Genomic DNA, 21,822 nt, shown 5'->3' on the forward strand with positions numbered 1-21,822 from the left:
GGCGTCAGGCGCCGAGGCGACGAAATACGCTGCGGTGAAAGACAATCGGTGCCACCTCGGCGTCAACCGTCACTTCGTTGACCCGTAGCACGACGATGACGTGGTCCCCGGCCGGGATCACCTGCTCGATCGCGCTCTCCAGCCAGAGTGCGGTGCCCTTGATAAAGACCGCGCCGGATTCATAGGACACCGTCTCCATGCCGGCGAACCTGTCTCCGGTCTTGGCGGCCAGGGTGCGCGCAGCCTCGTCGTGCGCCTCACCGAGCACGCTGATGCCCAGCATCGGCAGGTCCTTGAGCTTGGGCCAGGTGGTTGAGGTGTTCTGCACGCAGAACGAGACCAGCGGCGGGTCCAACGAGACGGGGACAAAGGTGCTGGCGGCCAGTCCCACCCGGACTCCCGACACCTCGGCGGCGATCGCCACCACGCCGGACGGGAAATGACCGAAAGCCTCACGAAGTGTGGATGGTGTCAGCTTGTTCGATGCATTCACTGGACTTCATTCGCCCCTTGAGCCAACGACGGATTCGCGTTTCTGACCCTACCCGTCGAGTGCCCGTGCGCATTAGCCACATCCGGGTGCGCCCGCAGCCTGCTCTTCCAGGCATTGCGACCGTAGACCGAGAAGATCGGGTCGGACGGATTTTCGGTAGGTGACCAGGTTTTATCGGAATGGGCGGCGAGTGACGACAGCTCCGGGGGCAGCGACAACACCGGTATCTGCGCGTCCAGCCGGGGGTTGAAGAAGAACGGGATCGAAATTCGCTCGGCGGTCGCGCCGTCCAGATTCACCCGGTGTTCGGTGGCACGCAGGTAGCCGCTCGTCGCGACCTCGAGCAACTCGCCGATGTTGACGATGAACGCCCCCTGCAGCGGCGCCACATCGACCCAGCCGCGCGAGTCGCCCCGGCGCACCTGCAGTCCCCGGCTGCCCGGCTCGGCCAGCAGCAGTGTCAGCACCCCGGAGTCCCGGTGCGCACCCACGCCCTGCCGGCTGGCCGCGCGCGCGGGATAGCGAATGACCTTGATCAGGGTGGCGGGTGTCTCGGCGAAGGCGGCGTCGAACACGTCGGGCGGGCTGCCCAGCGAGGCCGCCCAATGCCTCAGCAGGATGCGGGCCACTCTCGAGAGGGCGGTGTCCCACTCGGCGATGATCGCCGGTAACTCGGGCAGTGCTGCCGGCCACTGATTGGGGCCCTGTAGCCACAGGTAGTCGGGCTGCCCCGGCCCGCCGATGGCCGGGCGCTCGGGCCCAATATCAATCTGCTCGCGCCAATCCACCTCGCCGAGGGTCAGCTCGCCGCCCAGCCGGGTGTAACCGCGGAAATGCGGGCTGCGGACCATCGCGACGGCGTCCTTGTCGGCCTGCGGCAGCGCAAACAACGCACGGGCTACTTCCAGCACCCGGTCGACCAGCGGCTGCGGTACGCCGTGGCCGGTCAGATAGAAGAAACCCACCTGGTGGGCGGCCTCGCGCAGGCGCTCGCGCAACACCTCGGTTTCGGCCGTCAGGTCCACCACCGGCAAGGCGGTGACGCTCTTCACACCTCTCACCGCTTCATTATCGCCGCAGGTAGAGGAGCTGTCGAAGGCGTGAAGTACGCCTTCCCAACCGGTTGGTTAATTAGACAATGAAATCTAGCTCACATTCACTTGCGCCAACCGTTCCAACGGCTATATTTAGCGGTGTTACTGGTGGGTAACTTAGACCGAGTACTCAACCACAGCGTGGCATTCTCAACGAGGAGGAGAATAGTGAGCCACTACAAGAGCAACGTCCGCGACCAGGTATTCAACCTGTTTGAGGTGTTGGGCGTTGACCAGGCGCTCGGCCAAGGCGCATTCAGCGACCTCGATGCCGACACCGCCCACGAAATGCTTACCGAAATGAGCCGGCTGGCCGAGGGGCCGGTCGCCGAGTCGTTCGTCGACGGCGACCGCAATCCGCCGGTGTTCGACCCCAGGACTCACGCGGTGACCCTGCCCGAGTCGTTCAAGAAGTCCGTCCGCGCGGTGATCGAAGCCGGCTGGGACAAGGCCGGCATCGACGAGGTGCTGGGCGGCATGCCGATGCCAAAGGCGCTGGTGTGGGCCCTGCACGAGCACATCCTCGGCGCCAACCCGGCGGTGTGGATGTACGCCGGCGGCGCCGGTTTCGCCAACATCATCTACCACCTCGGTACCGAGGAGCAGAAGAAGTGGGCCGTGATGTGCGCCGAGCGTGGCTGGGGCGCGACCATGGTGCTGACCGAGCCGGACGCCGGCTCGGATGTCGGCGCCGGCCGCACCAAGGCAGTCCAGCAGGAGGACGGCTCCTGGCACATCGACGGCGTCAAGCGATTCATCACGTCCGCCGACTCTGACGACCTGTTCGAGAACATCGTCCACTTGGTGCTGGCTCGCCCCGAGGGCGCCGGCCCCGGCACCAAGGGACTGTCGCTGTTCATCGTGCCGAAGTTCCTGTTCGACCACGAGACCGGCGAGCTCGGCGAGCGCAACGGGGTGTTCGTCACCAACGTCGAGCACAAGATGGGCCTGAAGGTCTCCGCGACGTGCGAGTTGTCGTTCGGTCAGCACGACGTGCCCGCCAAGGGCTGGCTGGTCGGCGACGTGCACAACGGTATCGCGCAGATGTTCGAGGTCATCGAGATGGCCCGGATGATGGTCGGCACCAAGGCGATTGCCACGCTGTCCACCGGCTACCTCAACGCGCTGGAGTACGCGAAATCGCGGCTGCAGGGCGCCGACATGACCCAGATGACCGACAAGACCGCACCGCGGGTGACCATCACGCATCACCCGGACGTGCGCCGGTCGCTGATGACCCAGAAGGCCTACGCCGAGGGTCTGCGCGCGCTGTACCTTTTCACCGCGACCTACCAGGACGCGGCCGTCGCCGAGGCGCTGTACGGTGTCGACGCGGACCTGGCGGTCAAGGTCAACGACCTGATGCTGCCGGTGGTCAAGGGCGTGGGCTCCGAGCAGGCCTACGCGAAGCTGACCGAGAGCCTGCAGACGTTCGGTGGGTCTGGCTTCCTGCAGGACTACCCGATCGAGCAGTACATCCGGGACGCCAAGATCGACTCGCTCTACGAGGGCACCACGGCCATCCAGGCGCAGGACTTCTTCTTCCGCAAGATCATCCGCGACAAGGGTGTGGCGCTGGCGCACGTGTCGGAGCAGATCCAGAAGTTCGTCGACGCCGAGGCCGGCAACGGCCGGCTCAAGACCGAGCGCGAGCACCTGGCCAAGGCCCTGGAAGACGTCCAGGCGATGGCCGCCACCCTGACCGGCTACCTGATGGCCGCTCAGGAGGACATCTCCAGCCTGTACAAGGTGGGTCTGGGCTCGGTGCGCTTCCTGATGAGCGTCGGAGACCTGGTGATCGGCTGGCTGCTGCAGCGTCAGGCGGCGGTGGCCGTGCAGGCGCTCGACGCCGGCGCCAGCGGTGCCGACCGGTCCTTCTACGAGGGCAAGATCGCGGTCGCGTCGTTCTTCGCGAAGAACTTCCTGCCGCTGTTGGCGGGCACCCGCGAGGTGATCGAGACGCTGGACAACGACATCATGGAGCTCGACGAGGCCGCCTTCTAAACAAAGCTGTACACGCAAAATCCCCCGCTTCCACGCTGAAGCGGGGGATTTTGCGTCTCTGGCGGTCGCTGGCGGGAGTACCAAAAAGACCGCCGCTGGATCCCCTCAAACCAGCGGCGGCCCTTTTCGTACGCCCGTCTTGTGAACCGGCGATCGAATGGGGGATGCCCCGTGTTGCCGTCGGGGTCGGGGGGTCAGACCACAACACGGGACAATCCGCACATCGGTTACCCGTCCCCCGATCTCGCTAACCAGGTGTGACGGACTTCATGCGCCACCGGGTGCGGATCAGGCGATACCCCAACCGCGGGTCAAGCCTCCAGGATGGCCGCTACGCCCTGGCCACCGGCCGCACAGATCGAGATCAGCGCACGCGCCGGCCCCCCGCCCGTACGCTCGGCCTTCTTCTCGGCCAGCTGTTTGGCGGCCTGCGCGAGGATCCGCCCGCCGGTGGCCGCGAACGGGTGGCCGGCGGCCAGAGACGAGCCATTGACGTTGAGTTTGGACCGGTCGATCGATCCGAGCGCGGCGTCGAGCCCCAGCCGTTCCTTGCAATACTCCTCGGACTCCCACGCCTGCAGATGCGCCAGTACCACCGACGCGAAAGCCTCGTGGATCTCGTAGAAGTCGAAATCCTGCAGGCTCAGGCCGTTGCGGGCCAGCAACCGGGGCACCGCATACGTCGGTGCCATCAGCAGCCCGTCCCGTCCGTTCACGTAGTCGACCGCGGCGGTCTCCGCGTCCACCAGGTAGGCCAGTGTGGGCAACGAATGCTCGGCCGCCCACTCTTCGGTGGCCAGCAGGGCGACCGAGGCGCCGTCGGTCAATGGTGTCGAATTGCCCGCTGTCATCGTCGCGTCACCGGCCTTGACGCCGAATACCGGGCGCAGCGTGGCGAGCTTCTCGGTGCTGGAGTTGGCCCGCAGGTTGTCGTCGCGGTACAGCCCCAGGAAGGGTGTGACGAGGTCGTCGAAAAAGCCCCGGTCGTAGGCCGCGGCCATGTTGCGGTGGCTGGCGACGGCCAACTCGTCCTGGTCGACCCGCTTGATCCCCATCTGCTTAGCGGTGATGGCGGCATGCTCGCCCATCGACAGGCCGGTGCGCGGCTCGCTGTTGGCCGGGATTTCGACGCCGAGGGTGGCGGGCAGCGTGCCCACCAATTTCAGCCGTTGCAGGTTGGACTTGGACCGGCGCAACTTCAGCAGGGTGCGGCGCAGGTTGTCGCCCAGGCCGATCGGCGGGTCCGACGTAGTGTCCACTCCGCCGGCGGCGGCCACCTCGTAGCGGCCTGACGCAATGCCGTCCGCGGCCGCGATCGCCGCCTGCAAGCCGGTACCGCACGCCTGCTGAATGTCGAATGCCGGTGTGTACGAGGATAATTCGGATCCCAGCACACACTCACGCATCAGGTTGAAGTCGCGGCTGTGCTTGAGCACCGCACCGCCGACGACCACGCCCAGCCGCTGCCCGCCCAACCCGAACCGGTCCACCAGGCCACCCAGGGCCGCAGTGAACATGTCTTGATTGGACGCCTCGGCGTAGGCACCGTCGGATCGTGCGAAGGGAATGCGATTGCCACCCAGCACGGCCACGCGTCGCCGTGGCTTCACACTCGTCTGAGCTGCCTGATTGCCTGGCTGCGAACTTGCAGGGGCCACGTTCATCTCCAATTTTCAGTTTGGGGGATTGGACGTTGGGACCCATACTACCCACGGTTCTTACTCTGCAGTAAGTTCGTCCCCGATACGGTTGGCTCGTACGGCACTCAAGAAACGGAAGGCAGCTCAGTGGCTCCCAATCGTTCGTCCGATCTCTTCTCACAAGTGGTCAACTCCGGTCCCGGCTCCTTTTTGGCAAAGCAACTGGGTGTTCCGCAACCTGAGCACCTGCGCCGCTACTCCGCCGGTGACGCGCCGCTGCCCGGATCCCTGCTGATCGGCGGCGACGGCAGGGTGGTCGAGCCGCTGCGGGCGGCGCTGGACGGCGACTACGACGTGGTCAGCAACAATCTGGGTGGCCGCTGGGCCGACCGATTCGGCGGGCTGGTCTTCGACGCCACCGGCATTACGGCGCCCAAGGGCCTCAAGGCGCTGCACGATTTCTTCACACCGCTACTGCGCAATCTTGCCCACTGCGCGCGCGTGGTCGTGGTCGGCACCACACCCGACGCCGCCGGCAGCACCGACGAGCGGATCGCGCAGCGCGCGCTGGAGGGCTTCACCCGCTCGCTGGGCAAGGAGTTGCGCCACGGCTCGACCGTGGCGCTGGTCTACCTGTCGCCGGAGGCCAAACCGGCCGCGACGGGCCTGGAATCGACTCTGCGGTTTATCCTTTCGGCCAAGTCGGCCTATGTTGACGGCCAGGTCTTCTACCTGGGCGCCGATGACTCCACCCCGCCGGCGGACTGGGACCGGCCGCTGGATGGCAAGGTGGCGATCGTGACCGGTGCCGCCCGCGGCATCGGCGCGACGATCGCCGAGGTGTTCGCCCGCGACGGTGCGCGCGTCGTCGCGATCGACGTGGAGTCCAGTGCCGAGGCACTGGCCGAAACGGCAAGCCGGGTGGGCGGCACCGCGCTGTGGCTCGACGTCACCGCCGACGATGCCGTCGACAAAATCACCGAGCACCTGCGCGACCACTACGCCGGGCACGCCGATGTGCTGGTCAACAACGCCGGCATCACGCGCGACAAGCTGCTGGCCAACATGGACGACGCCCGTTGGGACTCCGTCCTGGCCGTCAATCTTCTTGCCCCGCAACGACTTACCGAAGGGCTGATCGGCAACGGCAGCATCCGCGAAGGCGGCCGGGTGATCGGCTTGTCGTCGATGGCCGGCATCGCCGGCAACCGCGGGCAGACGAACTACGCCACCACGAAGGCCGGGATGATCGGCCTCACCCAGGCGCTGGCGCCGGAGCTGCACGAGAAGGGCATCACGATCAACGCGGTGGCTCCGGGATTCATCGAAACCAAGATGACAGAAGCGATTCCGCTGGCCACCCGCGAGGTGGGCCGCCGGATGAACTCGCTGCTGCAAGGCGGGCAACCGGTCGACGTCGCCGAAGCGATCGCCTACTTCGCCAGCCCCGCGTCAAACGCGGTGACCGGCAACGTCATTCGTGTCTGCGGCCAGGCAATGCTGGGCGCTTGAGTCCGGTGACGATGCGGGGTGGAACGGCCCGCTGAGCAGGCGGACAATTCAGCCAGAGCCAAGGAGAACGAATGAATCAGCCAAGCGGCCTGCGGAACATGCTGCGAGCGGCCGCCGGGGCGCTGCCCCTGGTGTCCCGAACGGATCAGCTGCCCAGCCGCACGGTGACCGTCGAGGAACTGCCGATCGACCAGACGAACGTGGCCGAGTATGCCGCGATCACGGGTCTGCGCTACGGCAACAACGTGCCGCTCACCTATCCGTTCGCGCTGACCTTCCCGGCACTGATGTCGTTGGTAACGGGTTTTGACTTCCCATTCGCCGCAATGGGTTCGGTGCACACCGAGAACCACATCACGCAGTACCGGCCGATCGCGGTCACCGACACCGTCGGGGTGCGGGTGCACGCCGAGAATCTGCGCGAGCACCGCAAGGGACTGCTCGTCGACCTGGTGACCGACGTGAGCGTCGGCAACGAAACCGCATGGCATCAGGTGACGACCTTCCTGCATCAGCAGCGCACCAGCTTGTCCGACGAACCCAAACCCCCGCCCCAGAAGCAGCCGAAGCTGCCGCCACCGCCCGCGCTGCTGCGGATTACGCCCGGTCAGATCCGCCGCTACGCGGTCATCGGCGGTGATCACAACCCGATCCACACCAACCCGATCGCTGCCAAGCTATTCGGATTCCCGACTGTGATTGCGCACGGAATGTTCAGTGCCGCAGCGGTATTGGCTAATATCGAAGCCCGCCTACCCGATGCGGTGAAGTACTCGGTGCGGTTCGGCAAGCCGGTGATCCTGCCCGCGACCATGGGCCTGTACATCGAGGAAAACGACCGGGGCAGCTGGGAGCTCGCCCTGCGCAACATCGCCAAGGGCTATCCGCATCTGACCGGAACCGTCCGGCCGCTGTAGCAACCGGCTCAGCCGGCGCGTTCGTCCTGTTTCTGCCCGCGCACGCTCAGCAGTTTCTTGAGGCCGTGGGCGCCGGTCGCGGTCAGCAGGAAGACTCCGAACAGCCATAGCGGCGGCCGGGCCAGCTCCCAGACGAAGATCGCGGCCCAGATCGGCGAGCCCTGGGTGACCGCGAGTACCCCGGCGGCGCCGGCCAGCGAGATGGCCGGCACATGCAAATGCGTTCCAGTTAGCCAATTGATGGTCAGCACCAACGCCGTACCGGTAGCGGCACCGGTGGCCAGCGACGGCGTCAGCATCCCGCCGGCACCCCCGGCCCGCAGGAACAGGGCGGTCAGTAACGGCTTCAACACCAGGATCGCGGTCGCCGCGGTCAGCGTCAGGCCGCTGGCCAGGCTGACGGTCAGGATGCTGCGGCCGTTGCCGGGCAGTTCGGGCCACCAATGCGAGCAGATGCCCATCACCAGCCCGGCGCCGGCGAGCGCGGGGATCAGCACCCAGCTGCGGATCTGCCGGGCGGGGCGCGCCACCGACATCAGCCGGTTGAACGCCAGTCCCACCGCAAGGGCGAACGGCGCCAGCATCAATCCGTGTGCGGTCAGCAGGTAGGTGGACTCCCCGATCGGCCACGCAAGGTTGGGCTGATCGCGGGTGCTGGCCGAGCCGACCGCGACGGCCAGGCTGGAGGTCAGACATGCCGCGCCCAGCGCCCGGGGATGCCAGGTGTTGAGCATGATCCGCACCGAGAACAGCGCACCGGCCAGCGGCACGGCGTACACCGCGCCCAGCCCGGCCCCCGCCGCGCAGGCCAGCAGGATCTCGCGGTCGCGGCCGGACAGCCGCCGCAGCCAGCCCGTCGCGAAATCACCTAGTGCCGCGGCAAATTGGCGTGGCGCACCCTCCCGGCCCAGGGACGCCCCAGAACCGACCAACACCACCTGCAGCATCGCGTCGATGCTCCACGACAGCCGCGGTATCCGCTCGTGGCGGGCGATGGTTCCGGCCAGCGGCGGCACCTCGGCCCGGCGCCGCAAAATCCACCAGCCCAGTCCGGCCAGCGACGCGCCGACCATCGGTCCCAGCGCGCGGCGCACCGGGCCGCTGCCGGCGACCCCGGCCAGCAGGGTGCCGAAACTGTAGTTGTAGGTCAGGTGCTGAACGAAGCGCAGCACGAACGTCGTCGACAGGCCGGCAACCCCGGCCAGCAATCCCACAATGACGACGGCACAGAAGAAGTCGACATTGCGGCCCGAGGTCCAGGCGCGCACGCGGGGCACTGCACGAATCTAGCCCGCGTTGCGTGTTGAGGCGCTGGCGTCCTGATCCACCGGCACGCCCCGAAGGCCGTGCCAGAACAGGTCGATCATCAGCTCGGCCGCCTCGTCGACGTCGATATCGCCCGTGGACAGCCGGTTGGCCATCGCCTCTCCGGCGCCCACCAGCGCGACGGCCATCATCTGGTGCTCGGCGTCGGTGCGCGGCGTGCGACTGTTCTCCCGCACCAGCCCGGCCACCAGCTCGATGATCTGCTCGCGTCCCTCGCGCACGGTGTGGGCGAACGCCTGCGAGCTGATGGCCTGGGTATACATCACGATCCAGGACGCCCGGTTGGCGTCGATGTAGCGCAGGAACGAGCCGATGGTGTTGCGCAGCAAGTCCCTCGGGCTTTGCGTGAAGTCGATGTCGGCGCGCACCGCGTCGATGAACCGGGTCATCTCGCGATTCAGGCAGGCGCCGAACAGGTCCTCTTTGGAGCCGTAATACAGGTAGAGCATCGGCTTGGAAATCTCGGCCGCGGCGGCGATGGTGTCCATCGACGTCTCGTGATAGCCGTTGACCGAGAACATCTGCACGGCGGCGTCGAGCATTTGCTGTTCCCGGACAGCACGCGGTAGCCGCTTGGTACCACCTGCCATCGCTGCGCCCTTTCAAGCCCTTCGGGCTCTGTCAATCTGACTCCAGGGTAACGATCGAGCGGCCGTTCAGTGTCCACACGTCCGGGCGGGGCCCTTCATCGTCGCCACCCGGACCAGCGATTGGTCCACCCCCGGCAACGCCAATTCGCCTGCGGACACTGCCTTTTCGAGGCGGTCCAGGACTGCGGGGACTTCGTCGGTGGTGACCCACAGCGCGACGTCGATACCCGCCTGCAAACTCCGCAGCGCCGCTTCGGCAACGCCGAAACGATCGGAGATCGCGGCCATGCTGGACAGGTCGTCGCTGAACACCGGCCCGTTGAAGGGCGGGGCCCCGTAACCGATGCCGTCGCGCAGCAATTGCACCGCGGGCCGGCTCAAACTGGCCGGGTCGTCGCCGGTCAGCCCGGGAACCTGCAGGTGGCCCACCATGACGGCGACCGGTGTCGCGGTGATCAACGTCCGGTACGGCACCAAATCGCTGGTTTGCAGATCGCTCAGCGGCGGCGTGACGACACCGCCCTTGTGGGAATCCCCGGACCCGTGGCCGTGGCCGGGAAAGTGTTTGAGCACCGGCAGCACTCCGGCGTCGCGCAGGCCCTGCGCGTAGGCCCCGGCGTAAGCGGTGACGACGGCCGGGTCGTTGCTGAACGAGCGGTTCCCGATCACGTCGTCGTCGGGCTCGTCGGAGACATCGACCACCGGCGCGAAGTCGACGGTGATGCCCAGGTCGTGCATCTTCTTGCCGCGCTGGGCCGCCTGGTCGTGGACTTGCTCGACGGTTTGGCTCTGGGCCAGCTGCCGGGGTGAGGGCGCGGTACCGATCAGCGATTTCAGCCGCGACACCCGGCCGCCTTCTTCGTCGACGCTGACCGCCAGCGGCAGGGGCCCCGCGTTGCCCGCGATCTCGGCCAATGGGCCCTTGAAGATGTCCAGGTCCGTCCAGCTGCCGATGAAGATGCCACCGACGTGGTAGCCGTTGACCACCGCGCGGGCGTCGTCGGCGTTCTTCACCCCGACCATCAGCAACTGGGCCAGCTTGTCGCGGGTCGACAGCTTGGACGTGGGATCACCGCAAACCGGTGGCGCCGGAGGTGCGGCGACCACCTTGCTGCTCGTGCTGGATGCGGGGGGCCGGCCGGTGTCGTGTCCACACGCCGCCACCACAGCGGCGGCGGCGGCCAGCACGGCCAGAGTGCGCGGAAAAGGCATCGGGACATGGTGTCACGACGGCTGTGCGCATCGATGCGCGCCCGACTGGGTGAATTCCGTGGTCACCGACCGTCGACCCGGGATACGTTAGCTACGGCTCATCAGCTCGGGGAGGGAGGAGGCAGCGATGACTGCCTTCACGCTGGCAGCCGCGGCGGGCATCACCGCGGGTCTGGCAATCGGTGCCGTCGCTACCGTCGGCGTCACACGCGCCGCCGAAGACCACACCATGGTGCCCGCCCGAGCGCCGTCCAGCCCGTCTTCGCATTACCTCGTGCAGTACGGCGACCGATGTATCGGCGGCTATTGCCTGCCGTGCGACAGCCCGGACGACTGCGCGAACCAGATCCCGCCGATCCCGGGACTGCCGCCGGAACTGCAGCCCTGAGAGACGCGCGGCGCTTCCTCACGTGTTGCGGCCGTCCTCCCGGTTAAGTTGGCCATAGACCCAATTTGACTGGCAAGGGGAGGAGCCAGCGATGACAGGGTTCACTCTGGCCGCGGTCGCGGGCATCGCTGCGGGGCTAATGATCGGTGCCGCGGCGACCGTCGGCGTCACGCTCACCGTCGAAGACCCTGGCCGCGGGCCGACACAGATCGCGCCGGCCGCACGGAGCCTTTCCGTGCCGTACCCCGTGCAGTACGGCGACCGGTGTTGGCACGGTCATTGCATACCGTTGCCGTGAGTCGGCAATCCGGACCGGGACGGCCGTTCTGCTAGGTTGACTTCTGGGTAGTCCCCGTGACGCCCGCGAAACCCGAGGAGACGGATGAACCGGATCATTGCGCCCGCCGCCGCGAGCGTGGTGGTTGGTCTGTTGCTGGGCGCGGCCGCGATCTTCGGTGTCACCCTGATGGTGCAACAGGACACGAAGCCGCCACTCCCCGGGGGCGATCCGCAGTCGTCAGTGCTCAACCGGGTCGAGTACGGCAACCGTAGCTAGCTCCGCGGCGACGACTCCGTCGGCGGCGCCTGCGGAATCGGCCGCGGGCCCCTCCGTCACCCCGCTGTCACGACGCTGGCTGTTGCTGGTTGGCGCGATCTGCCTGGCGCTGACGTTCGCGCAATCCCCCGGGCAGGTGTCCCCGGACACCAAGCTGGACCTGACGGCCAACCCGCTGCGCTTCCTGGCCCGCGCGACAAACCTGTGGAGCAGCGAGCTGCCCTTCGGACAGACACAGAATCAGGCTTACGGCTATCTGTTTCCGCACGGCGCGTTCTTCGCGATCGGCCACCTGCTCGGCGTGCCGGGCTGGATGACCCAGCGGCTCTGGTGGGCATTGCTGCTGACGGTCGGCTTCTGGGGCTTGCTGCGGGTCGCCGAGGCGCTGGGGATCGGCAGCCCGACATCGCGTCTGATCGGCGCCGCCGCGTTCGCGTTGAGCCCGCGGGTGCTGACCACGCTCGGCTCGATCTCGTCGGAGACCTTGCCGATCATGCTGGCGCCGTGGGTGTTGCTGCCGACGATCCTGGCTTTGCGGGGCGGCAGATCGGTGCGGGCACTGGCCGGCCAAGCGGGGCTGGCGGTCGCGCTGATGGGCGCGGTCAACGCCATCGCCACGCTGGCGGGTTGCCTGCCGGCGGTGATCTGGTGGGCCTGTCACCGGCCGAACCGCTTGTGGTGGCGCTACACGGGATGGTGGCTGTTGAGCCTCGTGCTGGCGATGCTGTGGTGGGTCGTCGCGCTGGTGCTGCTGCGTAACGTCAGCCCGCCGTTCCTGGACTTCATCGAATCCTCGGGGGTGACGACGCAATGGTCGTCGCTGGTCGAGATGTTGCGCGGCACCGACAGCTGGACGCCGTTCGTGGCCCCGACCGCGACCGCGGGCGCTGCGCTGGTGACCGGATCGGCGGCCATCCTGGCGACCTGTCTGGTCGCGGCGGCCGGGTTGGCCGGGCTCGCCAACCCCGCGACGCCGGCCCGCGGACGGCTGGTGACGATGCTGCTGGTCGGGGTGGTGCTGATGGCCGTCGGCTACAGCGGCGGGCTGGGCTCGCCGCTGGCACACCAGGTGCAGGTGTTCCTGGACGCCGCGGGCGCACCGCTGCGCAACGTGCACAAGCTGGAGTCGGTCATCCGGATTCCGATCGTGCTGGGTGTCGCGGCGCTGCTGGGCCGGGTACCGCTGCCGGGCAGCGCGCCGCGAGCGCAGTGGGTGGGCGCGTTCGCCCACCCCGAGCGCGACAAGCGGGTCGCCGTGACGGTGGTGGTGCTGACCGCGCTGATGGTCAGCACCTCGCTGGCATGGACCGCGCGCCTGGCCCCGCCGGGCACATTCAGTGCGATCCCCCGCTACTGGCACGACGCTGCCGACTGGCTCAGCGCGCACAATTCTTCGGGCACCAGCGGCCCTTCCCCCGGACGGGTGCTGGTGGTCCCGGGTGCGCCGTTCGCCACGCAGATATGGGGCACCACCCACGACGAGCCCCTGCAGGTGCTCGGCAGCAGCCCGTGGGGCGTGCGCGATTCGATCCCATTGACCCCGCCGCAAACCATCCGGGCGCTGGACTCGGTACAACGCTTGTTCGCCGCCGGTCTCCCGTCCGCCGGGCTAGCCGATACCCTTGCCCGCCAAGGTATTTCGTATGTGGTGGTGCGCAACGACCTGGATCCCGACTCGTCGCGTTCGGCGCGCCCGATCCTGGTGCACCGCACGATCGAAGGGTCGCCGCGACTGGAGAAGGTGGCACAGTTCGGCGAGCCGGTGGGGCCCGGCACCTTGCCGGGGTTCGTCGCCGACAGCGGGCTGCGGCCGCGCTATCCGGCGGTCGAGATCTATCAGGTGGCCGCTGCCGGCAATCCCGGCGCGCCCTACTTGGCCGACGTTGATCAGTTGCCCCGCATCGACGGCGGACCCGAAGTGCTGCTGCGTCTCGACGAACGGCGCCGGCTGCTGGGCCAGCCGCCACTGGGTCCGGTGCTGCTGACCGCCGACGCCCGCCGTGCTGACCTGCCCGCACCCATCGTGACCGTGACGGATACGCCGACCGCGCGGGAAACCGATTACGGCCGTGTCGACGAACACTCGTCGGCGATCCGCGCCGACGGCGACAGCAGGCATACCTTCAACCGGGTGCCCGACTACCCGGTCCCGGGCGCCGACCCGGTACTCGGGGGTTGGAACGGCGGCCGGATCACGGTCTCGAGTTCGTCGTCGGATTCGACCGCCATGCCCGATGTGGCTCCGGCGACCTCCCCGGCCGCCGCGATCGACGGCGATCCGGCAACCGCGTGGGTGACCAATGCCCTGCAAGCCGCGGTCGGGCAGTGGATGCAGGTGAACTTCGATCACCCGGTGACCAACGCGGCGCTCACCCTCACGCCCAGCGCGACCGCGGTGGGTTCCCAGGTCCGTCGCATCGCAATCGACACCGCCACCGGCAGCACCACGTTGCGGTTCGATCAGCCCGGCAAACCGCTCACCGTGGCGCTGCCCTACGGCGAGACCCCGTGGGTGCGGATCACCGCCGCCGGCACCGACGACGGATCCAGTGGCGTTCAGTTCGGCATCACCGACCTGTCGATCACCCAGTACGACGCCTCGGGTTTCGCGCACCCGGTCGACCTGCGCCATACCGTGCGGGTGCCCGGCCCGCCGCCGGGGTCGGCGGTCGCCGGCTGGGATCTGGGCTCCGAACTGCTCGGCCGGCCGGGTTGTGCCGCGGCGGGCGACAGCGTGCGCTGCGCACCGTCGATGGGGCTGGCTCCGGAGGAGCCGGTCAATTTCAGCCGCACCCTGACCATTTCGGCGCCGGTGTCGGTGACGCCGCGGTTGTGGGTGCGGCCCCGGCAGGGCCCCCAGTTGGCCGACCTGATCGCTGAGCCGAATACCACCCGGGCCCAAGGTGATTCGGACACGGTCGACATCCTGGGTTCGGCCTATGCGGCCACCGACGGCGATCCGGCCACCTCCTGGACGGCGCCGCAGCGCGTGGTGCAACACCGCAGCGCGCCGACGCTGACGCTGGTCCTGCCCAGGCCGACCGAGGTCGCGGGCCTGCGGCTGTTGCCCAGCCGCTCGACGTTGCCCGCGCAGCCGACGGTGGTGGCCGTCAACCTCGGCGACGGCCCGCAGGTCCGCAAACTCATACCGAGCGGCGAAGGCGCCGTCCCGCCGCAAACGCTGTCACTGCGCCCGCGGGTCACCGACACCGTCACCGTCAGCCTGCTGGACTGGCAAGACGTCATCGACCGCAACGCGCTGGGCTTCGACCAGCTCAAGCCGCCGGGGCTGGCCGAGGTCGCGGCGCTCGGCGCCGACGGCAATCCGATCGCCCCGGCCGACGCGGCGCGCAACCGGTCACGCGAGATCATCGTCGACTGCGACCATGGCCCGGTCATCGCGGTCGCGGGCCGGTTCGTGCACACCTCCATCCGGACCACGGCGCAAGCGCTGCGCAACGGCGAGCCGACACCGGTGAGTACCTGCGATCCCAATCCGATCGCGTTGCCGACGGGGCAGCAGGAATTGTTGATCAGTCCCGGCGCCCAGTTCGTCGTGGACGGGGCACAACTCTCGACCGCCGAATCGCCAAGCCCCACCGGGGTTTCGACGATGCCGGCCGCGACGGGGGCGTGGGGACCCGACCGCCGCGAAGTCCGGGCGCCGGCATCGCCCACCTCCCGGGTGCTGGTCATTCCCGAAAGCATCAATCCCGGCTGGGTGGCACGCACCAGCACCGGGACGCGGTTGACGCCGGTGGCCGTCAACGGGTGGCAGCAGGGTTGGGTGGTGCCCGCCGGAGATCCCGGCACCATCACGCTGAGTTTCGCGTCCAACTCGCTGTACCGGGTCGGACTGGCGGCGGGCCTGGCGTTGCTGCCGCTGTTGGCCATGCTCGCGTTGTGGCGCCGGCGCGGCCGGTCCGACGACCCACCGGCGCCGCCTTGGACGCCCGGGCCCTGGGCGGCGGCGCCGCTGTTGGCGGCCGGGGCGCTGGTCGCCGGGGTGGCGGGGGTCATCGTGGTCGGCGCCGCACTCGGCCTGCGGTACGCGCTGCGCCATCGCGAGCGGTTGCGCGACCGGATCACCATCGCCGCCAGTGCGGGCGGACTGATTCTGGCCGGCGCGGCGCTGTCGCGGCATCCCTGGCGGTCGGTCGACGGCTACTCCGGGCATTCCGCGAATGTTCAACTGCTGGCGTTGGTTTCGCTGAGCATGGTCGCCGCCTCGGTGGTCGCCATGCCGGATCGCGGGCACCCGGCACGCGACGAATAGCGTTTCGGGCGTTGGCTAGCCGTTTATCGGCTGGTTGACTGGATACGCGGAATCGCATGACCTCCGCTGTCCGAGGAGTTGTGGCCATGGACTGGTTTTCAGCCCCCGACTACTGGTTGGGCAGGTTCGTGCTCGAGCGTGGCGTGGCGGCCATCTACCTGACCGCGTTCCTTGCCGCCGCGCTGCAGTTCCGCGCCCTGATCGGCGAGCACGGAATCCTGTCGGTGCCGCGATTTTTGGCGGGGCAGTCAGTGTGGAGATCGCCCAGCATCTTTGCGCTGCACTACTCCGATCGGCTGTTCGCCTCGGTGTCCTGGCTCGGCGTCGCGCTGTCGGCGGCTGTCGTCGTCGGCGTTGCCGACATCCTGCCGCTCTGGGCCGCGATGTGGGTCTGGCTGACTCTGTGGGTGCTCTACCTTTCGATCGTCAACGTCGGGCAGGTCTGGTATTCGTTCGGCTGGGAATCCCTGCTGCTGGAAAGCGGATTCCTGATGATCTTCCTCGGCAACGATCGCGTCGCACCGCCGGTGCTGACGTTGTGGATGGCGCGACTGCTGCTGTTTCGGGTCGAGTTCGGCGCCGGCCTGATCAAGATGCGCGGCGACGCATGCTGGCGCGACCTGACCTGCCTGTACTACCACCACGAAACCCAGCCGATGCCGGGTCCGCTGAGCTGGTTCTTCCATCACCTCCCCAAGCCGCTGCATCGAATTGAGGTGGCGGGCAACCACTTCGCGCAACTGGTGGTCCCGTTCGGGTTGTTCGCACCCCAGCCAGTGGCCGGCGTGGCCGCGGCGATCGTCGTGGTGACGCAGCTGTGGCTGGTGGCATCGGGAAACTTCGCCTGGCTTAATTGGCTGACCATCGTGCTGGCGTTCAGCTCCATCGACGATTCGGCGGCCGCGCTGCTGCTGCCGATACCCGGACGTCTCGCGGTGTCGGCAGCGCCGTTGTGGTTCGTCGCCGTGGTGGTGGGCTTCACCGGCGCGGTGCTGTTCCTGACGTACTGGCCGGTGCGCAACATGCTGTCGCCGCGTCAGCGAATGAACATGTCGTTCAACCCATTTCATTTGGTCAATACCTACGGCGCCTTCGGCAACATCGGCCGTGTCCGCCGCGAGGTGGTGATCGAAGGCACCGACGAACCGCGCCTCACCGCGCAGACAGCGTGGAAGGAATACGAATTCAAGGGCAAACCCGGCGCTCCCGGGCGGTTGCCACGCCAGTGGGCGCCCTACCATTTGCGCCTGGACTGGCTGATGTGGTTCGCCGCCATCTCCCCGGGTTATGCCCAGCCGTGGCTGAAGCCGTTTATGCAACGACTGCTGCGCAACGATCGGCCCACGCTTCGGCTGTTGCGGCGCAATCCTTTTCCCGACGCGCCGCCGCGGTATGTGCGAGCGCAGCTCTACCAGTACCGCTTCAGCACACCGGTGGAGTTGCGGCGCGATCGAGTGTGGTGGCACCGCGCGCTGGTGGGCCATTACGTCTCGCCGATGACGCTGCAGAAAACGACATCGCCACCCGCCGGCTGAACCGGAATCAGCCCAGGCTGCCGAGGTCGGTGCTGAGCTGCGCAGCAAACGTCAGCGTGACGATCAGATTGAGGACGAATCGTCGTTCGGTGCGTTCGGCGTACCAACGCGTGCGCGTTCTGTCCATGCCGTTGCACGTAGTCGGCAACTAGCGTCACGATCGACTCACGGTGCCTGAGTTGAGGAGGTCGGCCAGGATGACGCGCACGGGTACAGGTTCGCTGGCAGCGGGCGGACTCAATTGGGATAGCTTGCCGCTGAGGCTATTCGCCGACGAGGACGACAAGGCCCTGGCCGCCTCGGCTCAGTGAGATGAAAGTATTGGGGATCGCGGCAGCAGCCGCCATAGCGCTCGCACCGTTCTCAGCGGTGTCAACCATACCCGTTGTGGCGCATGCGGATTCGTTTCGCGGCGTTGGGACAGACCCGGCCGGATTAGCTGCCCCAGAACATGATTTCGGCGGCGACGCAAACGAGGAGTCGACCCCACCCTGGTGGCCGTCCGCACTGCACTATGGGGTGTTCATGACAGCAGTGGGCTTTGCCGCCTGGACGATCGGATTGTCTTTGCGTCGTAGCAGCGGTATGCCGGCGATCCCGCCCCATCCGCGTCCTCGCAGCGGCGAGCGCGGTGCGGTAGCCGTCGAAGCCGCACTCACCTCGCCGGTGATTGATTGTCCAGGGCCAGAGGTGAAAAGAAGAGTGTTGGTCGAGGCGGCCCATCGATGCGCCGTTCCCACTTGCGGGAATCCGACGACCGAGATCGCTCACATCGCGTCTGAGGCACCGGTCCGTGACCACTCGTTCGAAAACCTCATCGCGTTATGCCCGGGCTGCCAGCAGAAAGGAATCGATCGACAGTCGATCCGCACGTACAAGCGCAATCTCGGGATCTTGAACAGTCGCTACTCTGATGTGGAGCGCCGGCTATTCGATCAGATTGCCCAGAGCGGCCGAAGATCCTTCGTGGTCGAGGCCGGTTTAGAGATCCCTCTTCTTCGCGCAGTCAATGATGGGCTTTTGAAACGAGTCGAACTATCGGCCGTACCGACCGGCGAAGCAACCCATCACAGATACGAAGTCGCCGATGCCGGGCTGGATTTCGTCACCCGATACGTCCAGGGTGAAGACATATCATGAATTCCCGCAACGGCGAGCGACGAAGGCCTACAGCGTTTCATCCAGTTCGCCGAGCCGATCGGTCAGCCGTAAATTCTCCGAGTAGTCCACTGGGCAGGCGATCAGCGAAACCCCATCATCAGCGAGCGCGGCCTGCAGCGTCGGCAACAACTCGTCGGCGCTGGTGATCCGATATCCCTTGGCGCCAAAGCTTTCGGCGTACTTGACGATATCGGGGTTGTCGAACTTCACGTAGTAGTGGTTGCCGAGCTCGAGGTCCATCTTCCACTCGATCAGGCCGTAGCCGCCGTCCTCCCAGATCAACACCACCAGCGGGATCTTCTCGCGCACCGCGGTCTCGATTTCTTGCGAGTTCATCAAGAAGGCGCCGTCACCCACCACGGCAAGCACCTTGGACTCCGGCCGGGCCAGCTTGACGCCCAACGCTCCCGGCAGCGCAAAAGCCATGGTGGACAAGCCATTCGAGACCAGACAGGTGTTGCGCTCATAGGTCGGGTAGAGCCGCGCCATCCACATCTTGGTCGCGCCGGTGTCGACAAGCACGATGTCGCTGCGGCCCAGCGCGGCCCGGATGTCGGCGACAACTCGCTGAGGCGCCAGCGGGTACCGCGAATCTTGTTGTCCCCGAGCGAATTCCTCGGCAAGCAGGCCGGACCCGGGTACCTCGTCGGCATGCTCGATACCGTGACCGGCCAGGGCCTCGGTCAAGGCATTGAGCGAAGCGCTGATGTCGCCGATGATCCCGACGTCGACCGGGTAGTGCATGTCGACCTCGGCCGGGAAGCGATGGATATGGATGATCTTCTTGTCGGCTTGCGGGTTGATCCGGACCGGGTCGAACTCCTGCAATTCGTAGCCGACCGCGATCACGACATCGGCGTTGTCGAAACCGAAGTTGACGTAGTCGTGCCGCATGAACCCGATGGTTCCGATGCTGTTGGGGTGATCGTCGGGCATGACACCCTTGCCGTGGAAGGTGTTGGCGACCTGAATCCCGAAATCCTCGGAGAACCGGACCAATGCCGCGGTGGCGTCGGCGCGCGCGGCGCCGTGCCCGGCCAGCACCACCGGCCGCTTGGCACCGCGCAGGATGTCGACCGCGCGTTCGATCTGTCCGGGAGCCGGCGCCTCGGCGCGCACCACGTTGCGCGGCAGCGGGCTCAGCTCGTAGTCGGTCTCGTCGGCGTCGATGTGCTCGGGCACCGCGAGATAGACCGCGGCCGGACGTTCGGCCTCGGCCACCTTGAATGCCTTGCGGAACATCTCCGGGATCGCGCGTGCGGTGGGCACGCCGTCGGCCCAGCGGGTAATCGGGGCGAACATCGCGACCAAGTCGACGTACTGGTGCGACTCCTTGAATTGGCGGTCCTGGCCGACCTGCGCGGAGATTGCCACCATCGGGGTGCTGTTTGTGGTGGCGTCGGCCACCCCGAGCTGCATGTTGATCGCGCCCGGGCCCAACGTGGCCGAGACCACGGCCGCCCGGCCCGTCACGCGCCCGTACATCTCGGCCATGAACGCCGCCGCCTGCTCGTGGCGGGTCAGCACGTAGCGGATCTGCGAGGACGCCAAGGCTTGCACGAACCGGATGTTCTCCTCCCCGGGCAGTCCGAAGACCACCGCCACACCCTCGTTTTCCAGGCACTTGACCATCAGCTCGGCCGCTTTGCTCATCCGGCACCTCCCTGGAGGGAACGATAGTGGCAGGCTAGATGTTGGACGTATTGCCAACCCTTAAACGCGAAGGATGTCAGCGTGCCTATTGCCACGATCAACCCGGCTACCGGCGAGACAGTAAAAACCTTCACACCGGCCACGGACGAGGAAGTCGACGCGGCGATCGCCCGCGCCTACGAGCGATTCCGCGACTATCGCCACAACACCATTTTCGCCCAGCGCGCCCAGTGGGCGAACGCCACCGCAGATCTGCTGGAAGCCGAGGCCGACGAGGTCGGCGCCATGATGACTCTGGAAATGGGCAAGACCCTGAAATCGGCCAAGGCCGAAGTCATCAAGTGCGCCAAGGGCTTTCGCTACTACGCCGAAAATGCCGAGAAGTTGCTCGCCGACGAACCGGCCGACGCCAAGGCGGTGGGCGCCAAGCGCGCCTACACCCGCTATCAGCCGCTCGGTGTGGTGCTGGCCATCATGCCGTGGAACTTCCCGCTGTGGCAGGCCGTGCGGTTCGCCGCGCCCGCGCTGATGGCGGGAAACGTCGGCATCCTCAAGCATGCCTCCAACGTCCCGCAGTCGGCGCTGTATCTGTCCGACGTCATCGCGCGCGGCGGCTTCCCCGAGGGCTGTTTCCAGACGCTGCTCGTCTCGTCCAGCGTCGTCGAGCGCATCCTGCGGGACCCGCGGGTGGCGGCGGCCACCCTGACCGGTAGCGAGCCGGCCGGCCAGTCCGTCGGCGCCATCGCGGGCGACGAGATCAAGCCCACCGTTCTCGAGCTCGGCGGCAGCGACCCGTTCATCGTGATGCCGTCGGCCAACCTGGACGAGGCCGTCAAGACCGCGGTCACCGCCCGGGTGCAGAACAACGGGCAGTCCTGCATCGCCGCCAAGCGGTTCATCGTGCACACCGACATCTACGACGCCTTCGTCGACAAGTTCGTCGAGCGCATGGCCGCGCTCAAGGTCGGCGACCCGACCGACCCGGACACCGACGTCGGCCCGCTGGCCACCGAATCGGGACGTGACGAGATCGCCAAGCAGGTCGACGCGGCCGCCGCGGCCGGCGCGAAGATCCCCCTGGGCGGCAAGACGCCCGAGGGGCCGGGGTGGTTCTACCCGCCGACGGTGGTCACCGACATCACCAAGGACATGGCGCTCTACACCGAGGAGGTGTTCGGTCCGGTCGCGTCGATGTACCGGGCCGCCGACATCGACGAGGCCATCGAAATCGCCAACGCCACCACCTTCGGGCTGGGTTCCAACGCCTGGACCAACGATGAGGCCGAGCAGCAGCGCTTCATCGACGACATCGAGGCCGGGCAGGTCTTCATCAACGGGATGACGGTGTCCTACCCCGAACTCGGCTTCGGCGGCGTCAAGCGTTCCGGCTACGGCCGCGAACTCGCGGGCTACGGTATCCGCGAGTTCTGCAACACCAAGACGGTCTGGGTCGGCTGACGCCAGC

Annotated in this window: 17 protein-coding genes and 1 pseudogene; 11 read left to right on the top strand and 7 right to left on the bottom strand. The window is 67.2% G+C overall.

Going from position 1 to position 21,822, the window contains the following annotated elements; translation table 11 throughout:
• Nucleotides 1-4: 4 nt before the first annotated feature.
• Nucleotides 5-493 (bottom strand): flavin reductase family protein, encoded by a 489-nt coding sequence (locus AAHS21_RS03265; RefSeq protein ID WP_342926255.1) that lies wholly within the window; start codon nt 491-493, stop codon nt 5-7.
• On the bottom strand, nt 490-1,545 hold the full coding sequence (locus tag AAHS21_RS03270) for a 2-oxoglutarate and iron-dependent oxygenase domain-containing protein (protein ID WP_342926558.1): 1,056 nt from the start codon (nt 1,543-1,545) through the stop codon (nt 490-492). The genes AAHS21_RS03265 and AAHS21_RS03270 overlap by 4 nt, the downstream gene beginning before the upstream one ends.
• A 210-nt stretch (nt 1,546-1,755) precedes the next feature.
• Here AAHS21_RS03270 and AAHS21_RS03275 point away from each other — a divergent pair, with 210 nt between their 5' ends.
• Nucleotides 1,756-3,591: an acyl-CoA dehydrogenase gene (locus AAHS21_RS03275; RefSeq protein ID WP_342926256.1), complete on the top strand. Its 1,836-nt coding sequence runs from the start codon at nt 1,756-1,758 to the stop codon at nt 3,589-3,591.
• Nucleotides 3,592-3,902: 311 nt separating this feature from the next.
• Here AAHS21_RS03275 and AAHS21_RS03280 read toward each other — a convergent pair whose 3' ends face one another.
• The gene (locus AAHS21_RS03280; RefSeq protein ID WP_342926257.1) at nt 3,903-5,255 is read right to left on the bottom strand and encodes an acetyl-CoA C-acetyltransferase; all 1,353 of its coding nucleotides are present in this window, start codon (nt 5,253-5,255) and stop codon (nt 3,903-3,905) included.
• Between the two features lie 123 nt (nt 5,256-5,378).
• Between AAHS21_RS03280 and AAHS21_RS03285 the strand changes: the two genes are divergently transcribed.
• Complete coding sequence (locus AAHS21_RS03285) at nt 5,379-6,743, top strand: 3-oxoacyl-ACP reductase (protein ID WP_342926258.1); 1,365 nt, start codon at nt 5,379-5,381, stop codon at nt 6,741-6,743.
• 71 nt (nt 6,744-6,814) lie between these two features.
• Nucleotides 6,815-7,660 (top strand): MaoC/PaaZ C-terminal domain-containing protein, encoded by an 846-nt coding sequence (locus AAHS21_RS03290; RefSeq protein WP_342926259.1) that lies wholly within the window; start codon nt 6,815-6,817, stop codon nt 7,658-7,660.
• 8 nt (nt 7,661-7,668) lie between these two features.
• Here the strand turns inward: AAHS21_RS03290 and AAHS21_RS03295 are convergent, their stop codons facing one another.
• The 3 genes from AAHS21_RS03295 to AAHS21_RS03305 all read right to left on the bottom strand — a co-directional run bounded on the left by AAHS21_RS03295 (nt 7,669) and on the right by AAHS21_RS03305 (nt 10,788).
• Nucleotides 7,669-8,928 (bottom strand): chloride channel protein, encoded by a 1,260-nt coding sequence (locus AAHS21_RS03295; RefSeq protein WP_342926559.1) that lies wholly within the window; start codon nt 8,926-8,928, stop codon nt 7,669-7,671.
• An 18-nt stretch (nt 8,929-8,946) separates the two neighbouring features.
• A complete protein-coding gene (locus tag AAHS21_RS03300) occupies nt 8,947-9,576 on the bottom strand; it encodes a TetR/AcrR family transcriptional regulator (RefSeq protein WP_096283964.1) in 630 nt (209 codons plus the stop codon).
• Between the two features lie 66 nt (nt 9,577-9,642).
• The gene (locus tag AAHS21_RS03305) at nt 9,643-10,788 is read right to left on the bottom strand and encodes a glycoside hydrolase family 3 N-terminal domain-containing protein (RefSeq protein ID WP_342926260.1); all 1,146 of its coding nucleotides are present in this window, start codon (nt 10,786-10,788) and stop codon (nt 9,643-9,645) included.
• Nucleotides 10,789-10,915: 127 nt separating this feature from the next.
• Here AAHS21_RS03305 and AAHS21_RS03310 point away from each other — a divergent pair, with 127 nt between their 5' ends.
• The 7 genes and pseudogenes from AAHS21_RS03310 to AAHS21_RS03340 all read left to right on the top strand — a co-directional run bounded on the left by AAHS21_RS03310 (nt 10,916) and on the right by AAHS21_RS03340 (nt 18,683).
• Nucleotides 10,916-11,176, top strand: a complete 261-nt coding sequence (locus AAHS21_RS03310) for a DUF2613 family protein (protein ID WP_342926261.1) — start codon at nt 10,916-10,918, stop codon at nt 11,174-11,176.
• A gap of 91 nt (nt 11,177-11,267) precedes the next feature.
• Entirely contained in the window at nt 11,268-11,474 is a 207-nt protein-coding gene (locus AAHS21_RS03315) for a DUF2613 family protein (protein WP_342926262.1), read from the top strand.
• An 84-nt stretch (nt 11,475-11,558) separates the two neighbouring features.
• Nucleotides 11,559-11,732 carry a DUF2613 domain-containing protein gene (locus tag AAHS21_RS03320; RefSeq protein WP_066947240.1) on the top strand — a complete coding sequence of 58 codons (174 nt, stop codon included), beginning with the start codon at nt 11,559-11,561 and terminating at the stop codon, nt 11,730-11,732.
• 64 nt (nt 11,733-11,796) lie between these two features.
• Nucleotides 11,797-16,008: a DUF3367 domain-containing protein gene (locus AAHS21_RS03325; RefSeq protein ID WP_342926560.1), complete on the top strand. Its 4,212-nt coding sequence runs from the start codon at nt 11,797-11,799 to the stop codon at nt 16,006-16,008.
• An 86-nt stretch (nt 16,009-16,094) separates the two neighbouring features.
• Complete coding sequence (locus AAHS21_RS03330; RefSeq protein ID WP_342926263.1) at nt 16,095-17,543, top strand: lipase maturation factor family protein; 1,449 nt, start codon at nt 16,095-16,097, stop codon at nt 17,541-17,543.
• A gap of 197 nt (nt 17,544-17,740) precedes the next feature.
• Nucleotides 17,741-17,815: pseudogene (locus tag AAHS21_RS03335) on the top strand (hypothetical protein); the annotation flags it as partial.
• Between the two features lie 40 nt (nt 17,816-17,855).
• Nucleotides 17,856-18,683 carry an HNH endonuclease signature motif containing protein gene (locus AAHS21_RS03340; protein ID WP_342926264.1) on the top strand — a complete coding sequence of 276 codons (828 nt, stop codon included), beginning with the start codon at nt 17,856-17,858 and terminating at the stop codon, nt 18,681-18,683.
• Nucleotides 18,684-18,710: 27 nt separating this feature from the next.
• Here the strand turns inward: AAHS21_RS03340 and AAHS21_RS03345 are convergent, their stop codons facing one another.
• Entirely contained in the window at nt 18,711-20,357 is a 1,647-nt protein-coding gene (locus tag AAHS21_RS03345; protein WP_342926265.1) for an acetolactate synthase large subunit, read from the bottom strand.
• A gap of 81 nt (nt 20,358-20,438) precedes the next feature.
• Here AAHS21_RS03345 and AAHS21_RS03350 point away from each other — a divergent pair, with 81 nt between their 5' ends.
• Complete coding sequence (locus AAHS21_RS03350; protein ID WP_342926266.1) at nt 20,439-21,815, top strand: NADP-dependent succinic semialdehyde dehydrogenase; 1,377 nt, start codon at nt 20,439-20,441, stop codon at nt 21,813-21,815.
• Nucleotides 21,816-21,822: the final 7 nt, after the last annotated feature.

Source organism: Mycobacterium sp. 050272, from assembly GCF_039023525.1.
Taxonomy (GTDB): Bacteria; Actinomycetota; Actinomycetes; order Mycobacteriales; family Mycobacteriaceae; genus Mycobacterium.

Excerpts from the sequence above, each read along its gene's own strand:
- AAHS21_RS03280 (WP_342926257.1), bottom strand. The coding sequence starts at position 5,255 with ATGAACGTGGCCCCTGCAAGTTCGCAGCCAGGCAATCAGGCAGCTCAG.
- AAHS21_RS03290 (WP_342926259.1), top strand. The coding sequence starts at position 6,815 with ATGAATCAGCCAAGCGGCCTGCGGAACATGCTGCGAGCGGCCGCCGGG.
- AAHS21_RS03300 (WP_096283964.1), bottom strand. The coding sequence starts at position 9,576 with ATGGCAGGTGGTACCAAGCGGCTACCGCGTGCTGTCCGGGAACAGCAA.
- AAHS21_RS03305 (WP_342926260.1), bottom strand. The coding sequence starts at position 10,788 with ATGCCTTTTCCGCGCACTCTGGCCGTGCTGGCCGCCGCCGCCGCTGTG.
- AAHS21_RS03310 (WP_342926261.1), top strand. The coding sequence starts at position 10,916 with ATGACTGCCTTCACGCTGGCAGCCGCGGCGGGCATCACCGCGGGTCTG.
- AAHS21_RS03315 (WP_342926262.1), top strand. The coding sequence starts at position 11,268 with ATGACAGGGTTCACTCTGGCCGCGGTCGCGGGCATCGCTGCGGGGCTA.
- AAHS21_RS03320 (WP_066947240.1), top strand. The coding sequence starts at position 11,559 with ATGAACCGGATCATTGCGCCCGCCGCCGCGAGCGTGGTGGTTGGTCTG.
- AAHS21_RS03330 (WP_342926263.1), top strand. The coding sequence starts at position 16,095 with ATGGACTGGTTTTCAGCCCCCGACTACTGGTTGGGCAGGTTCGTGCTC.
- AAHS21_RS03340 (WP_342926264.1), top strand. The coding sequence starts at position 17,856 with ATGAAAGTATTGGGGATCGCGGCAGCAGCCGCCATAGCGCTCGCACCG.
- AAHS21_RS03345 (WP_342926265.1), bottom strand. The coding sequence starts at position 20,357 with ATGAGCAAAGCGGCCGAGCTGATGGTCAAGTGCCTGGAAAACGAGGGT.